Genomic DNA, 15,774 nt, shown 5'->3' on the forward strand with positions numbered 1-15,774 from the left:
GAGGGAAACGGGCGGGGGTCTATTCATAGGCGTCGCCCCCGCGCATCCGGTCGAGCAGCACGGCTGCGAGCAGCAGCAGGCCGACGATGATGTTGACGTAGTAGGGGCTGATCGCCTTGAGATCGAGAAGGTTGGAGACGCCGGCGACGGCGAGCAGGCCGAGCGCGCCGCCGATCGGGTTGCCGACGCCGCCGCGCAGGATCGAGTAGCCGCCGATCATCAGCGCGGCATAGACCTGGAACTCGAGGCCGAAGCCGGTGGCGCGGGCGGCGCTGCCGAGCTGGGCGGTGAAGAAGATGCCGCCGAGCCCGGCGCCGAACGCCGAGAGCAGTAGCGCCGCGACGCGGATCCGCTTGACCGGGATGCCGGCGCGGGAGGCGGCCTTGTCGTCGCCGCCGACCGCCTGCACATGCCGGCCGAAGCGCGTCTTGGTGACGACGACGGCGGCGATCACCGTCAGCACGATCGCGAGCAGGAAGAACAGCGGCAGGCCGAACAGCGTCTGGTTGACCAGGTCGGAAAGGCCGGGATTGAAGGAGAAGATCGCGCCCTGCGGCCCGAGCAGCACCCAGGTGATGCCGCGCAGCGCCACCAGCATGCCGAGCGTCGCGGCGATCGCCTCGGCGCCGAAGCCGACGATGGCGATGGCGTTGATGGCGCCGAAGCAGAGGCAGGCGGCGAGCGTGACGGCGGCGGCAGCCCACGGGTTCCACGAGAGCGTCAGCAGCAGGGCGAACAGAGCCGAGGAGAAGCCGACCATCGAGCCGATCGAGAGGTCGACGACGCCGGAGAGCAGGGCGAAACCGGCGCAGGCTCCGACGATCAGCGGCACGATCAGGAACGCGCCCATGATGCCGATATTGCCGAAGGCGAGGAAGCGCGGGCCGACCCAGATCAGGCCGACGGCGACGACGGCGATCACCGTGAAGGCGATGCTGGCGACCGGGCCGGTCAGGAGGTCGCGCAACGGATGATGCGGCACGATGTAGGGCGCGGGTGCCGGTGCCGGTGCGGTTCGGCTGGCGGTGGCGTCGGTCATGGAATTCCCCTCCGCGCCCGGTAGCCGTCGAATGCGACCGCCGAGATCAGGATCAGGCCCTGGAAGATCGATTGGGTGTCGGAGCTCAGTCCGAAGAAGACGAGCGCCGTCGGGATGGTCGACAGGAAGCCGACGCTGAGCAGCAGCATCCAGAAGCTTCCGCGTCCGCCGGCGAGCGAGATTCCGGCCAGGATGACACCGGCGATGACGTTCAACTGCAGCGCATTGGCCGAGCTCGGATTGAACGGGCCGCTGGTTGCGCAGAACAGCACGCCGGCGAAGCCGACGAAGCCGCCTGCCGCCGTGAAGATGGCGAAACGGGTCGCCTTCAGCGAGATGCCGCGGGCGCGCGCCGCCATCCGGTTGCCGCCGACGGCGATGGCGCGGCGGCCATAGCGGGTGCGCGGGATCAGGAAGCCGACGATCAGCACGAGCGCCAGCATCGGCCACCAGATCGCCGGCAGGCCGAGCAGCTTGGCGCGGCCGAACTGGTGGATCGCCGAGCCGAGCGGCACCTCGGCCAGCTGGAAGGCGAAATAGAGCGCGGCGAGGCCGATGAAGTTGGTGGCGAGCGTGACGATGACGGGGTTCAGCTTGGCGCCGACGATGATGGCGGCGTTGGCGAAGCCCCAGGTCATGCCCGTCAGGACCGCGCCGAGGATGACGAAGGCGAAGGGAAGGCCGGCTTCCGACAGGCGGACGGCGACGAGGCTGGACGCGATCAGCGCCGCCGGCTGGCTGAGGTCGAGGAAGCCGCCCGAGATGGCGACCAGGCCCTGGCCGATCGCCATCACGCCGACGATCGACATGGTGAAGCTGACGGCGAGCACGGTCTGGTGCGACAGGAAATCGGGCCGGTAGAGGCCGGTGGCTGCGATCAGCAGCAGCCACACGGCCAGCAGCGTGAGGCCGGTGCCCCAGCCCTGCAAACGCATCCCGGGCGATAGCGCCCGGGCCGGGCTTTCGAGGCGTTGGTCAAGGGACATCGGCGAACCCGGGCTTACTTGTTCGGGCAGAAGAGCGAGTAGGCGGTCGTGCCTGCCGGGGCTTCCAGCAGCTTGGCGACCCGCTCTGCCATGGCCGGGACGGCCTTGGCCTGTTCGGCGCTGACCGGGCAGGGCTCGACGCGCGAGGCCGGATTGTCGGCGGCGGCCTTGAGCGGCGGGATCTGGCCGGCGGCGATCGGCGCGATCACGTCGCGGATGGCGTAAACGGCGTAGCCCTCGAGGAAGTAGAACACCGAGCCGGCGAGATGCGGATTGACGTTGTCGCCGGTGATGAAGGCGCCGTCCTGGCCCCAGCCGATGACCTCGTCGGCGCGGCCGAGCTGCTCGGCGGCGTTGATCAGCGACAGCACGCCGCCGTCATTGAGGCCGACGACGGCCATCTTCTTGGCGTCGGGATGGGCGGCGAGCAGGTCGCGTGCTGCCGGCAGGCCGACGGCGGCGTCGCCCTGGCTTTCGAAGCTGACCCACTTCTCGGCCGGGATATCCGGGCAGATCTTCTTCAGGCCTGTGCGCATGCCGCCGGTGCGCCACTCGTTGACGATGCCGGCGGCAGCGCCTTCGGCCGAGACGACGAGGTCGGGGTTGCAGGCCCATTTTTCCTTGATGACCTTGCCGAGCTGCTCGCCACCGGCGATGCCGGCCGCGAGATTGTCGATGCCGACGAAGTACATGCCGGGATCGGCGATGTCATAGGTGACGACCGGGATCTTGGCGGCGTTCATGGCCTGGCTGATCGCCGGGTTGGACGCCGGCTGGCCGTTGAACTGGATCATCGCGTTGACGCCCTCCTGCGCGAAGATCTTGGCGTTCTTCAGCGCGACGGCGGGGTCGTTGTTGTTGGAGAGCTCGATGTAGTCCCAGCCGTTCTTCTCGGCGAGGGCGCGGGCGACATCGCCCTGGGCCTTCATCCAGTCGCAGCAGGTATTGCCGCCGACGGCCATGCCGAGCTTGAACTTTTCGGCGGCGTTGGCGCCCCAGGCGACGCCGAAGGCGAGCGGAACGGCGAGCGCCATCGTTGCGATGGCGCGTTTCGAAATGCGCAACATGCTTCCTCCCTAAGGAAATGTTCAGTCTGGATGGTCCGCCACGGGCCGGTTGATCCGGTCTCAGGCGGGGATGGCGAGCTTCGCGGCCTCCGGTTCGGCATCGCCGGGGATCGCCCCGGTGATGAGGCCGACGATTTCCGAAACCTGCGTGTCCCGGACGTTGCGCGTGGCGATCGAACGGCCGAGCCGCATCACGGTGATGCGGTCGGCGACGCTCATCAGCTGCTGCATGTTGTGGCTGACGACGATGACGCTGACGTCGTGGTTGCGCAGGTCGCGAATGACATCGAGCACCTGGCCGGTCTCGCGCACGCCAAGCGCCGCGGTCGGTTCGTCCAGGATGACGATGCGCCGGCCCCAGAGCAGGGCCCGCGCGATGGCGAGGCATTGGCGCTGCCCGCCGGACATGCCCTTCACGCTGACGTCGATCGACGGGATCTTCACCGCCAGCATGTCGAGGACTTCGCGGGCCCGGCTGCGCATCTTGCGATCGTCGACAAGATTGAACAGCCGCGCCAGCGGATTGGACGAGAGTTCCTCGCGTCCGAGATAGACGTTCTGGAACGCGCTCATCGTATCGACGAGCGCCAGGTCCTGATAGACGGTCTCGATACCGGCATCCATGGCATCCTGCGCCCGCTTCAACTGCACGAGCTTGCCGTCGGCGAAGATTTCGCCGCTCGATGCGCTGATCACGCCGGACAGGATCTTCAGGAACGTCGACTTGCCGGCGCCATTGTCGCCGACGAGACCAAGTACTTCGCCGCGCCCGAGCGTCAGCGACGCATCGGCAAGCGCGATGACGGCGCCGAAATGGCGCGTGATGTGCCGCGCCTCAAGCACAGGCGTGGTGGATATTTCCGGCATTCAAGTACGCCTCCATGCTGTTCCAATATTGGAACGGCCGTACCAGATAATGAACGGTACGAAGACAAAGAATGCTTGTCAACGCGGTTTCGAAGAACGTCGTGATCTTCGTTCCGCCTTATGGCTTTTCGGGTTTGACTTGGCAGTGCAGCGAATTCCGGTGCTGCAATGCAGAAAACCGCGCCGAAAGACGCGGTCTGGCTGGCTTTTCAATGGGGTGGATCCGCCGCCGCCTCGGGGGTCAGAAGGCGACGGCCTGTCCGTCCTTGCGCGGGTCGGATCCGGCGACATAACCGGCGCCGTCGGGCAGGCGCTCGATGATCTGCGCGCCGCCAAAGGCGAAGACCGCGTCCGGCGGCTCGACGACGATGTCGTGGCCGCGCGCCCGGAGCGCCTCGGCCAGGGCGGGCGGGAAGCTCGTCTCGACGGCCACCCGGTTGCCGCCGACGACGCGCCAGCGCGGCGCATCGGCGGATGCCTGCGGGTTCTGCCCGTAGACGAGCCGGCGGAGCATCATCTGGACATGGCCCTGCGCCTGCATCGGGCCGCCCATGACGCCGAAGGCGGAGAGCGGCGTGCCATCCGCCTGCATGGCGAAGCCGGGGATGATGGTGTGGAAGGGCCGCTTGCCGGGCGCGACCTCGTTGGCGTGGTCGGGCGACAGCACGAAGCCGGCGCCGCGGTTCTGCAGGCTGATGCCGGTATCGGGCACGACGACGCCGGAGCCGAAGCCCATGAAGTTCGACTGGATGAACGACACCATCATGCCGCTGGCGTCGGCGGCGGCGAGGTAGACCGTTCCGCCCGGCTTGGGCGCGCCATAGGCGGGGAGGCCGGCCCGGCGCCGGTCGACCAGCTTCGCCCGCCCGGCGAGATAGTCCGGCGCGAGCAGGGCGCTTGGCTCGAACGCCATGTGCCGTGCCTCGGCGACGTGCTGGCGGGCATCGGCCAGCGCCAGCTTGGTGGCCTCGATGGCGAGATGCAGCGTCTCGACGTCGTCGACCGGGTCGGCGCCGATGTCGAGGCGTTCGAGAATGCCGAGCGCGATCAGCGTGATGATGCCCTGGCCGTTCGGCGGGATCTCGTGCACGGTGCCGCCGGCGAAATCCTGCGCCAGCGTGCCGACCCAGTCGGCCTGGTGCGCGCCGAGATCGTCGAGCGACAGGCCGCCGCCATGCCGGGCGGCATCGGCCGCGATCGCCTGCGCTATTGCGCCGCGATAAAAGCTCTCGCCCTCGGTTTCGACGATCGCTTCCAGCGTCGCGGCGAGCGCCGGATTGCGGAAGCGCTCGCCGGCCTTCGGTGCGCGGCCTTGCGGCAGGAAGGCCTCGGCGAAGCCCGGCTGTTCGCCGAGCAGCTTGCCGCCCATCTGCCAGAGCCGGGCGATGATCGGCGAGACGGGGAAGCCGTCGCGGGCATGGCGGATGGCGGGGGCGGCAAGCGTTGCGAGCGGCAGGCTGCCGAAGCGGCGCCAGAGCGCGATCCAGCCGGAAACGGCGCCCGGTACGGTGACGCTGTCCCAGCCGCGCTCCGGCATGGCGTCGCGGCCGGCGAAGCGCGCCGGCGTCCAGGCGGCGGGCGCCCGGCCGGAAGCGTTCAGGCCGTGCAGTTCCCTGCCGTCCCAGAGAATCGCGAAGGCGTCGCTGCCGAGGCCGCAGCCGGTCGGCTCGACCACGGTCAGCGTCATGGCGGCGGCAAGCGCCGCATCGACGGCGTTGCCGCCCATCGCCAGCATGGAAAGGCCGGCCTGGGCTGCCAGCGGCTGCGAGGTGGAAACCACATTGTCGCCGAGCACCGGCGAGCGCTGGGACGGATAGGGCTGCGTGAAGTCGATCATCGGGCTCTTCGGTATCCTCTGGCGCCGGCTGTTGGCTGGCCGACCGGGGCCGGGAGAGGCCCGGGTCGCCCGCCCGGCGCTTGCAAGGCGCGTGCCGATATCGTTGTAGCCGGAGGGATCGAAGGCGGCCAAGCGGCAACGATGCGGGCGGTCGGACGTTGAAGCGATATCGCAAGCAACGCAGGAGTGCCGGATGACGGACGACAAGACTGCCCGCAGGAAGGTCCCGGACGACCGCAACGTCCCGGACAGGGAGGACGCGAAGCAGGCTGTGCCGATGCCGCCGGAAGGCCCGCATGCGCGACCGGATCTCACCGATCACGAGAAGACGCCGGGAACCGGATCTCTGCCCGGCCCCGCCACCGAGGGCGTCGATATCGGCCCCGGCTGATCTGTCGTGGCGAAGGTTTTCGCAGCCGGCCAAGCCCCCCAGGGCCGGCTGCGAGGGTTCGCGCCAGAGGCGGTCGAACCGAAGCTTGAAGTCCGGCCGGAATTACTCCGGCTTCACCCAGGTCGCGCCCGTCAGCACACCGCCATCGACGACGATCGCCTGGCCGGTGATGTAGGACGAGGCCGGCGAGGCGAGCAGCAGCGTCGCGCCGATCAGTTCTTCCGGATTGGCCAGCCGGCCGGTCGGGATGAAGCGGCGGAACCATTCCGAGCGATATTCGTCGTCCCAGAGCGGGCGGGTGAATTCCGTCTTCACGAAGCCGGGCTCGATGGCGTTGACCTGTATGTTGTCGCCAACCCATTCGCGCGCCATCGCCTTGGTCAGCTGGCTGACGCCGGCCTTCGAGGCGGCGTAGACCGAGATGGTGTTGAAGGCGTGCTTGGCGCTGAGCGACGAGATGTTGACGATCTTGCCGCCGCCCTGCGCCGCCATGTGCGGCTGCGCCGCCTGCGACAGGAAATAGATGCTGCGCAGATTGACGTCGATGATGGCGTCGAAATCCTCCGGCGTCACCTCGAGGATCGGCTTGCGGCGGTTGACGCCGGCGCTGTTCAGCAGGATGTCGAGGCGGCCGAGCTTTTCGTGCGCCTCGTCGACCAGCGAACGGCAGGCCTTGGCGTCGGTCAGATCGGCCTTGAGCGTCAGCACCTCGACGCCAGATTCCTCGATATAGGCCTTGGCGACGGCCAGCCGCTCGTCGTTGAAATCGTGGATGGCGACCTTGGCGCCGCTTTCGGCCAGCGCCTTGGCGAGCACGCGGCCGATGGCGCCGCCGGCGCCGGTGACGAGCGCCGTCTTGCCTTCAAGCGAGAAGAGTTTGTCGGTGATACGAGCCATTTGGCTGCTCCAGCAGGATGTCTTTGGGTTTTGGGTGCCGCGCGGAGCGGCGGAAATTTGGGGAGTCTGGCGGCGTCAGAGCTCGACGGGGCGGGCCGGATCGAGGATCCATTCGCTCCACGAGCCGATGTAATGCTTGGCGTCGCCGAGCCCGGCATGCGCCAGCGCCACCAGGTTCTGCGCCGCCGTCACGCCCGAGCCGCAATAGAAGATCGTCTGCGACGGCGGGACGTCGCCGAGCAGGCCGAGATAATGGGCGCGCAGCTCCTCGGGCGAACGGAAATGGCCGCTGGCGTCGAGCGTGTCGGCGCGGTTGGCGAGGCGGGCGCCCGGAATGTGGCCGCGAACCGGGTCGTGATAGACGCCGCCGCCATGGAAGCCTTCCTTGGAGCGGGAATCGAACACGGCCCATTCCGGATCGAGGCGCACGCGGTCGACGTCTTCCAGCGAGGCGAAGAGCTGCGGCCGCTCGGTGAGCGGGAATTCGGCCGGCTGGCGCTGCACGGCATCCGACGAGACGGGGCGACCTTCCTTGGTCCACGAGGTCCAGCCGCCATCGAGCACGGCGACCGCGTCATGGCCGGCCCAGCGCAGCATCCACCAGACCCGCGAAGCCGCCATCAGCCCGCCGCTGGCGTCGTAGACGACGACCTGCGTGCCGGCGCCGACGCCCCAGTCCGACAGCGTCCTGGCAAAGGTGGCGATGTCGGGCAGCGGACGGCGGCCGGTCTTGCCGGGGATGACCGGGCCGGAGAGGTCGGTGCCGAGGTCGGCGTAGATCGCGCCGGGGATATGGGCGCGCTCATATTCGTTGCGGCCCCACTGCTCGTCGTCGAGCGTGAAGCGAGCGTCGATGACGAGCCAGTTCGGGTCGTCGAGGTGCTCCGCCAGAGTCTGGGCGGAAAGGATGGTGGTAAAGGCCATGATCGTTCCTCTGTCGGTCGGCGCGGGGGCGGCGCCGGAACTAGACTGTTTCGGGCAGGGCGGCTGCCGGGATCGGGATGTCGTCGCCGAGAAGCTTTTCGGAGCGCAGCTCGAGCCAGAAATCGGCTGGGATCGGATGGCGGAAATGCCGGAGGTTCTGCTCGATCTCGCCGACGCGCGACGGGCCGTTCAGCACGCTCGCGACCGCCTGGAAGCCGAGCGGGAACTGCAGCGCGGCGGCGGCAAGCGGCACGCCATGGCGCGCCGCCACCGCTTCCAGCCGGCGCACGCGCTCGAGGATGGCGGCCGGCACGGCGCCATATTCGTAGCGGCCGGCGCCGGACGTGCCCGTCGCCAGAATGCCGGAGTTGAAGGCGCCGCCGATGACGATGCCGGCACCCTCGCGCTCGGCCCGCAACAGTTCGTCGGCAAAGATCGTCTGCTCCAGCAGCGTGTAGCGCGAGGCGACGAGGAAGACGTCGAGCGGGTAGCGGTCGAGGAAGCGGTCGATCATGCCGCGTTCGTTGATGCCGGCGCCGATGGCGCCGATCTCGCCGGCCGATTTCAGCTCTTCCAGCGCGCGGAATCCGCCGGTTTCCAGTTCGCGCAGCCGCGCCAGAAGGTCGGCCTCGTCGGGGAAATAGCCGCTGTCGAGATCGTGGATGTAGAGGATCTCGACCTTGTTGATGCCGAGCCGCTGCAGGCTGTCCTCATAGGAGCGCAGGATGCCGTCATAGGAGTAATCGTGCACATGCTCGAAGGCGAGGCCGCCCTTCCATTTCGAACCGTCGAAACGGGCGCGGTCGCGCGGCCGGAACAGCCGCCGACCGACCTTGGTCGAGAGCACGAACTCTTCGCGCGGCCGGCGGTAGAGTGCGCGGCCGGTGCGGTGCTCGCCCTGGCCGAGACCGTACCAGGGCGCGGAGTCATAGAGCCGGACCCCGCCATCCCAGGCGGCCTCCAGCGTGGCGCTGGCTTCTGCCTCCGGGATCGCCTCGAAGAGATCGCCGAGCGGGCAGGTGCCGACGCCGAAGACGGGAAGATGGAGATCGGTCCTGCCGAGCCGGCGGGTCGGGAAGAGGGTCATGCGGGGTCTCCCACAAGTCGGTCGGGATGGATGAGCCTGCCGCTGGCGGCGGAGAGATACGCCGCTTCGAGCAGGGCATAGGTGGCGAGGCTGTCGCGGCCGGACGTTGCCGGCTCGGTGCCCCGGCGCAGGCTGTCGATGAAGTGGCGCTGGGTGTGGACGACGCTGTCCTGGATCTGCGTCCAGGGCGCGCTGGTCCAGGCGCGGCCGTCCTGCGGCACAGGGATCCGTCGCGTGCCGCCCTTGCCATGCACGGTCAGCACCTGGTCTGCGCCGATCACCAGCGTGCCTTCGGTCCCCTCGATCTCGCCCAGCGTCTGCGGGAACGGATCGGGATCGCGTCTGGTGGCGTAGCTGAAGTCGAGGATCGACGTCGCGCCCTGCTCATGGCTGAGCAGGATGGTCGCGGCGTCCTCTCCCGCGATGCCTTCCTTGATCTGCTGCGTGCGGCAGAAGACGCCATTCGCCTCGCCGAACAGGAAGCGGGCGAGGTCGAGCAGGTGGATGCCGACATCCATGATCATGAAGCGTTTGACGTGCACCAGATAGGGCTGGTTCGAATAGACGTCGATGCCGGTGCGCCAGGAGAGGCGGCCGAAGGTCAGCCGGCCCAGTTCGCCGCTGTCGAGGATGCCCCGCACCGTCCGGAACAGATTCTGGAAGCGGAAATCCTCGTGGATCATCAACGGCACGTTGGCCGCGCCGGCGGCGGCGACGATCCGCCGGCAGCCGTCGAGATCGGGCGCGAACGGCTTCTGCAGGATCACCGGCACGCCATGGGCGAAGGCGAGCGCCGTCAGCGCCTCATGCGTCTCCATCGTCGTCGGGATGTCGACGAAGTCGAGCGCCTCGGTGGCGAACAGGGTTTCGGCGCTGGTGTAGACGCGGGCGATGCCGAACCTCTCCGCTGCAAGCCTGGCCTTGGCTTCATCGAGATCGCAGACGGCGACGATCTCGACGTCGTCGAGGTCGGCCCAGCCATAGAGGTGGTTCTGGGCAAAGAAACCGCAGCCGATGACCGCGCCCTTCAAGCGTGCGGTCATGCGGCCGCTCCTGTTTCGGAGAAGGTCGCGACCGCGTAGGCATCGAGCGTCAATGTCCCCTCGGCGGGTAGGCTGACGGTCGCTTCGCGGAACGCGGACGGGTCGAGGGCTGCGGCCTCGAAGCTTTCGGCGTCGAGCCGCCGCAGCGTCGCGGCGCCGAGACCGGCGAGACGGAGTGTCACGGGCCGGTCGGAGAGATTGGCAAGGATGACATGCCGCCGTCCGTCTTGGGTCCAGCCGAGCGCCGCGATGTCGGGGTTCGGCGCGTCGATCGAGAGCCGGGGCTTGCCGGAAGCGCCAGCGAGATCGGCGGCGACATGGAACAGCGGATAGGCGCTGCCTTGGGCGACGTCGTCCCACCACGGCCGGGCATAGGCCTGCGGCGTCGAGACGAGCCCGAACGGGCCGACCGGCGCACCGAGGACGAGCGCATCGATGCCGAAGGGCGCGATCGCAGCGGCATAGCCGACATGCCAGGCGGCGCCGAGCAGCGCGCGCTGGCGCGGATCGGCCGCGGCGAGGCCGACGCGGCCATTGTCGGGATTGGGTGTCGGTCCCGGCCCATAGGGGTTGAGCCGCGCGCCGATGCCGATCGGGCCGATGTGATGCGGTGCGCTGCCTGCGATCGCCCGTGCCGAGCGCAGGATATGCGGCAGCGATTGCAGGGTCTCGATCACCGAGAGATCGTCGGCGGCGTGCACGGTCGGCGCGGTGGCGTGGGTGATGAAATCGAAGGTGCCGGCGGGCGGCCGCTTGCGGTTCAGCTCGGTGAAGAAGGCCGGCGAGCCGCTGCCGGCCGGAATGCCGGGGAAGCTTTCGCGGAGCGCATCATGGATGGCCGCCTCGGCGGCGGCAGGCGGACGCGCCTCGCCGGGCTGGAACGACGCCTCGTCGACCTTGGGGAAGGCGGCGACCGAAAGCGGCGCGATTCCGGCATCGGCGAGCAGCCGCGCCGCCTCGGCGATTTCCGGGCGGGGATCGGCCTGAGCGGCGAGCAGAAGCTCGAAGGCGATGGCGAGGCCGGTGCGGCGCGAGAGTTCCGCCGCCGCGCCGATGTCTTCCGGCGTGTCGCCGGCCGAGGGATCGTAGCGGAGCAGAAGATGCGCGCCGACAAGCGTTGAAAGCTGCGGCGCCACCGCCAGCGCCGCATCGGCGAGCGCGGCCGGCAGGCCGATGCCGATGCGGGGCAGGCGGACATCCGTCGCCTTGCCGATCGTGACGGTCGAGGGGGCCGAGGCGTCCGAAGTCGTTGCCGTGGGGTGCCGCTCGACGTCGTCGCGGATCGTGACGGTCACGGATTGCCGCGTCGGCGTGCCGGCCGCGAGCCGGTAGGGATAGGGCAGGCCGATCGGCCGGCTATAGGTCTTGAACGAGGCGTCGGACCAGTTGCGGTGGTCCTCCATCTCGAACACGTCGCCCTCGAAGCGGGCCGCGACCGAGAGGCCGGGCTCGGGCGAATGGGTGATGGCGCGGATATCGAACAGCGGCTGGCCCGGGCTGATCGCCTCCGGCATGACGAAGGCTTCGGTGCTGCCCGCGGCGTGCTCGACCGCGAGCTCCCGGCCGACGACGCCATCGAGGGGATGCAGCACGACGAAGCCGGTGCGGTTGGTCTCGAAATCCGTCTCCGGCAGGATCGTCGCGGTGGCGTCGAGCGTGCCGACTGCGGTGCCGGTGAAGCGGATCCGGGCCGAGACGATCGCCGCGCCATTGCGGTAGCGCGCCGTGTAGCCGACCGAGAACTGGGCCGTGTCCTCGGCGATTTCCAGTTCGCTGATCTCGGCATCCGGCGTTCCCCAGCCCGGCGTGCGGACGAGGAAGGAGAGGCCGCGCAGGATCTCCCGGCCATGCCAGCGGACCCAGCGCAGCGCGCCGCGATCATAGCTGGCCGACAGCGCGCCGGCGGCGAGATTGCGGACCGGCGGCTCGAGGCTCGCCGTGCCGGTGAGGAAGAGGGGACGGCTCATCGCTTGTACTTCTTGATGAAGATGTCGAAGGTCACCGCGCCGACGATGATCGCGCCGATCAGCAATTGCTGGACATAGGGCGACACGTTGAGGATCACGAGACCGTTCAGCAGCACGCCGATCAGCAGCGTGCCGATCACCGTTCCGGCGATGCTGCCGGTGCCGCCATAGAGGCTGGTGCCGCCGATCACGACGGCGGCGATGACATTGAGCTCGTATTGGTTGCCGGCGACCGCCTCCGCCGAATTGAGCCGCGAGGCGAGCAGGAAGCCGCCGAGCCCGGCGCAGAGCCCGGTCAGCGCATAGACGCTGACCAGCGTGCGGTTGACGTTGAGGCCGCAGAGCCGCGCCGCCTCCGGGTTGGAACCGATGGCGTAGACCGAGCGGCCATAGCGGGTCGAATGCAGCACGAAGCCGGCGATCACGACGACGACGAGGAAGACGATGACCGGCACCGGCACGGCGCCGACCATGCCGCGTCCCCACCAGCCGAAGCTTTCGTCGAATCCGCTGATCGGGCCGCCATTGCCGATGATCAGCGCCAGGCCGCGGAAGATGGTCATGCCGCCGAGCGTCACCACGAAGGCGGGCACGCTGAGCCTCGCGACGAAGACGCCCTGCAGCGCGCCGGCGACGCCGCCGACGACGATCGCGGCGAGCGCCGCCCAATACCAGGCGAAGGGCGTGCCGCCGGCGGTCAGCTCCAGCCGGCCGGGAATGCCGCCCTTGGCGACGACGGCGGCGACGAGGCCGGTCAGCGCGATCAGCGCGCCGATCGAGAGGTCGATGCCGCGCGTCAAGATGACGAAGGTCATGCCGACGGCGACGATGCCGAAGATCGAGACCTGGCGCAGGATGTTGAACAGATTCAGCGACGACAGGAAGCGCGGCGCCAGGAAGGTGAAAAGCGCCATCAGCAGCAGCAGGAAGATCAGGGGCGCGAAGCGGGCGAGAAGCGCGAGCGCATTCTTCGACCGCGGGCGGGCGAGGGAGGGCGAGGGGGCCACGGAGGGCGACGGAACAAGGGACATGGTTTCAACCGGGTTGGGATCAGGCTGCCGCCTTGGGGAGCGTCATCAGCCGCATCAGGCTTTCCTCGTCGGCATCGCGGCCGGCGAGTTCGCCGGTCAGGCGGCCGGCCCGCAGCGTCAGGATGCGGTCGCTGAGCGCCAGCACTTCCGGCAGGTCGGAGGAGATCAGCAGGATGGCGACGCCATCGGCGGCGAGTTCGCGCAGCAGGCGGTGCAGGTCGGCCTTGGCGCCGATGTCGACGCCGCGCGTTGGCTCGTCGACGATCAAAAGGCGCGGCTTCAGTTCCAGCCAGCGGGCGAGCACGACCTTCTGCTGGTTGCCGCCGGAAAGCGTGGCGATCGGCGCGTCGGCGCCGGCCGAGCGCAGCTTCAGCCGATCGCGAAAATGCTGGAACGCGCCTTTCTCGGCCTTGCGGCGCAGGATGCCGAACGGGCCGGCGGGCACGCCGCCTGCGGCTGCGAAATTCTCGCTGATGGCAAGCGTCGGGAACAGCGACTGCTGCTTGCGGTCCTCGGGCACGAGGGCGACGCCGGCGGCGATCGCGTCTCCCGGACCCTTGGGTCGATAGGCCTCGCCGTTCAGGCGGATCGAGCCGCCGCCGATCGGATCGGCGCCGAAGATCAGGCGGGCGATCTCGGTGCGGCCTGCGCCCACCAGCCCGGCCAGGCCGACGATCTCGCCGGCGCGGACGGAGAAGCTGACGCCCTCGACGGAAGCCGAACGGGCGGAGCGCGGCCGGCTTTTCAGCCCTTCGACGTCGAGCACGACGGCCCCCGGCTTCGAGGCGGCGTGGTGGCGGTCTTCCTCGAGCAGCTCGCGGCCGACCATCCAGCGGACGAGATCGTCGATCGTCGCGTCAGCGATGTCGCCGCTGGCGACGACGACGCCGTCGCGCAGCACGGTGAAGCTGTCCGCGAGTTCCTTGACCTCTTCCAGCCGGTGGCTGACGAAGAGGATGGCGACGCCTTCGGCGGTGAGCGCGCGGACGACCGCCTTCAGGCGGTCCACTTCGCGCGGCGTCAACGATGCCGTCGGTTCGTCCATGATGATCAGGCGGGATTTCAGCGTGAGCGCGCGGCCGATCTCGACCAGCTGCTGCTCGGCGATGCTCAGATCCGCGACGCGCCGTCCGGGCGCGATCTCGGCGCCGAGCTGCTGCATCACCTCTATGGTCTGACGGGCGATGCGGCGCCAGTCGACCAGGCCGAAGCGATTGACGGGCAGGCGACCGGCAAAGATCGTCTCGGCCACGGTCAGGTCGGGAAACAGGCTGAATTCCTGGTGGATCGTCGAGATGCCGCGCTTCTGCGCGTCATTCGGTCCGGTCAACTCGACCGTCTCGCCGTCGAGCCGGAGCGATCCGCCATCCGGCTTGTGGATGCCGCTCAGGAGGTTGATGAGCGTCGACTTGCCGGCGCCGTTCTCGCCGAGCAGCGCATGAACCTTGCCGGCGGTGAGCGCCAGCGAGACGCGGTCGAGCACCGTCACGCCGAAGAAGTGCTTGGAGAGGGTTTCGAGGCTCAGAAACGAAGCCTCGGGTGGCGTGACGCCACCCGAGGAAACCGTCCCGGCATCGCTGCCGATCGCGGTCATTGCGTGATCGTGCCGATGCGTTCGGCGTCGGCGAGGTTGGCCTTGGTGATGGCGACCGGCTCGACGAGGATGTTGGAATTGGCGGGCTTCACGCCTTCGCGGATGAAGTCGACCAGCGTCTTGACCGCGACGCGGCCCTGCTTGCCCGGGAACTGGTCGACGGTGGCGGCGAGCGAGCCGTCGCTGACGGCCTTCAGCGCGTCGGTCGAGCCGTCATAGCCATAGATGGCGATCTTGCCGTTGAGCTTGCGAGCTTCGACCGCCTGGGCGGCGCCGAGCGCGCTGTCGTCATTGGCGGCGACGATGACCTGCGGCAGCTCGGCCTGGCCGGTCAGGATGTTCTCGGTGACCGAGAGGCCCTGGTCGCGGCTGAAGCGGGCGGTCTGCTCCGACACGAACTTGTATAGGTCGGGCTGCTTGTCGAGGACGTTGTGGACGCCCTGGTTGCGGTCATTGGCGGTCTTGTCGCCGGGGATGCCCTGCAGGTTGATGATCGTCGCGCCCTTCGGGAACTGCGCGGCGATCGCCTCGCCCTGGCGCTCGGCGCCCTTGAGGTTGTCGGCGGCGACATTGGCGAGCACTTCCGGCACGCCATTGACGGGGCGGTCGATGGTCACGACCGGCACGCCGGCGTCGATCGCCGCCTTGACGGCGGGGGCGAGCGCGTCGGCATCGGCCGGGGCGATGATGATGCCGTCGACGCCCTGAACGATGGCGGCCTCGATGTCGGCGATCTGCTTCGGCGCGCTCAGCTGGCCGTCGGCGCGCAGCACCTTGACCTTGCCGATCTTGGCTGCTTCATCCTCGAGCTGTTCCTGCAGGAACACGAAGTGCGGGAAGGAGTAAGTCAGCGAGGAGACGAGGATCGTGACCTCGGCGTCCTTGCCTTTCGGTTCCGCAAAGGCGTGCGAAACGGGCGCGGCCGCCAGCGCCGCGAGAGCGATCGCGGAAAATGTCGTCTTGATCGACATGAGTTTGAATTCCTTGATGTTTTCGGCGCCGTCCTGGCGGCTCCGTCTGATACTCCTTAATGTATATTGAATT

Annotated in this window: 14 protein-coding genes; 1 reads left to right on the top strand and 13 read right to left on the bottom strand. The window is 68.7% G+C overall.

What is annotated here, in order from left to right; genetic code table 11:
* Positions 1-19 precede the first annotated feature (19 nt).
* The 5 genes from OSH07_RS13335 to OSH07_RS13355 all read right to left on the bottom strand — a co-directional run bounded on the left by OSH07_RS13335 (position 20) and on the right by OSH07_RS13355 (position 5,796).
* The gene (locus tag OSH07_RS13335) at positions 20-1,039 is read right to left on the bottom strand and encodes an ABC transporter permease (protein WP_266339152.1); all 1,020 of its coding nucleotides are present in this window, start codon (positions 1,037-1,039) and stop codon (positions 20-22) included.
* Entirely contained in the window at positions 1,036-2,025 is a 990-nt protein-coding gene (locus OSH07_RS13340; RefSeq protein ID WP_266339153.1) for an ABC transporter permease, read from the bottom strand. Before OSH07_RS13340 ends, OSH07_RS13335 begins: the two co-directional genes overlap by 4 nt.
* A 14-nt stretch (positions 2,026-2,039) precedes the next feature.
* On the bottom strand, positions 2,040-3,092 hold the full coding sequence (locus OSH07_RS13345) for a sugar ABC transporter substrate-binding protein (RefSeq protein WP_266339154.1): 1,053 nt from the start codon (positions 3,090-3,092) through the stop codon (positions 2,040-2,042).
* Positions 3,093-3,152: 60 nt separating this feature from the next.
* Positions 3,153-3,959, bottom strand: a complete 807-nt coding sequence (locus OSH07_RS13350; protein ID WP_266339155.1) for an ATP-binding cassette domain-containing protein — start codon at positions 3,957-3,959, stop codon at positions 3,153-3,155.
* A 241-nt stretch (positions 3,960-4,200) separates the two neighbouring features.
* A complete protein-coding gene (locus OSH07_RS13355; protein ID WP_266339156.1) occupies positions 4,201-5,796 on the bottom strand; it encodes a gamma-glutamyltransferase family protein in 1,596 nt (531 codons plus the stop codon).
* A 193-nt stretch (positions 5,797-5,989) separates the two neighbouring features.
* Here OSH07_RS13355 and OSH07_RS13360 point away from each other — a divergent pair, with 193 nt between their 5' ends.
* Positions 5,990-6,187, top strand: coding sequence for a hypothetical protein (locus OSH07_RS13360; RefSeq protein WP_266339157.1), 198 nt, complete (start codon positions 5,990-5,992; stop codon positions 6,185-6,187).
* A 102-nt stretch (positions 6,188-6,289) separates the two neighbouring features.
* On the opposite strand, the gene OSH07_RS13365 is transcribed toward OSH07_RS13360, so the two are convergent.
* From OSH07_RS13365 to OSH07_RS13400, 8 genes are all read right to left on the bottom strand, one after another.
* On the bottom strand, positions 6,290-7,084 hold the full coding sequence (locus OSH07_RS13365; protein WP_266339158.1) for an SDR family NAD(P)-dependent oxidoreductase: 795 nt from the start codon (positions 7,082-7,084) through the stop codon (positions 6,290-6,292).
* Positions 7,085-7,159: 75 nt separating this feature from the next.
* On the bottom strand, positions 7,160-8,008 hold the full coding sequence (locus tag OSH07_RS13370) for a sulfurtransferase (RefSeq protein WP_266339159.1): 849 nt from the start codon (positions 8,006-8,008) through the stop codon (positions 7,160-7,162).
* A gap of 40 nt (positions 8,009-8,048) precedes the next feature.
* Positions 8,049-9,095: an aldo/keto reductase gene (locus OSH07_RS13375; RefSeq protein ID WP_266339160.1), complete on the bottom strand. Its 1,047-nt coding sequence runs from the start codon at positions 9,093-9,095 to the stop codon at positions 8,049-8,051.
* Positions 9,092-10,138: a Gfo/Idh/MocA family protein gene (locus OSH07_RS13380; RefSeq protein WP_266339161.1), complete on the bottom strand. Its 1,047-nt coding sequence runs from the start codon at positions 10,136-10,138 to the stop codon at positions 9,092-9,094. Before OSH07_RS13380 ends, OSH07_RS13375 begins: the two co-directional genes overlap by 4 nt.
* Positions 10,135-12,105: a D-apionate lactonase family protein gene (locus OSH07_RS13385; protein WP_266339162.1), complete on the bottom strand. Its 1,971-nt coding sequence runs from the start codon at positions 12,103-12,105 to the stop codon at positions 10,135-10,137. Before OSH07_RS13385 ends, OSH07_RS13380 begins: the two co-directional genes overlap by 4 nt.
* On the bottom strand, positions 12,102-13,136 hold the full coding sequence (locus OSH07_RS13390) for an ABC transporter permease (protein WP_266339163.1): 1,035 nt from the start codon (positions 13,134-13,136) through the stop codon (positions 12,102-12,104). Before OSH07_RS13390 ends, OSH07_RS13385 begins: the two co-directional genes overlap by 4 nt.
* Positions 13,137-13,155: 19 nt before the next feature.
* Positions 13,156-14,730 (bottom strand): sugar ABC transporter ATP-binding protein, encoded by a 1,575-nt coding sequence (locus OSH07_RS13395; protein WP_266339164.1) that lies wholly within the window; start codon positions 14,728-14,730, stop codon positions 13,156-13,158.
* The gene (locus OSH07_RS13400) at positions 14,727-15,701 is read right to left on the bottom strand and encodes a substrate-binding domain-containing protein (RefSeq protein ID WP_266339165.1); all 975 of its coding nucleotides are present in this window, start codon (positions 15,699-15,701) and stop codon (positions 14,727-14,729) included. The genes OSH07_RS13395 and OSH07_RS13400 overlap by 4 nt, the downstream gene beginning before the upstream one ends.
* Between the last annotated feature and the right edge of the window lie 73 nt (positions 15,702-15,774).

Origin of the sequence: Kaistia nematophila (assembly GCF_026343855.1) — a bacterium.
Taxonomy (GTDB): Bacteria; Pseudomonadota; Alphaproteobacteria; order Rhizobiales; family Kaistiaceae; genus Kaistia; species Kaistia nematophila.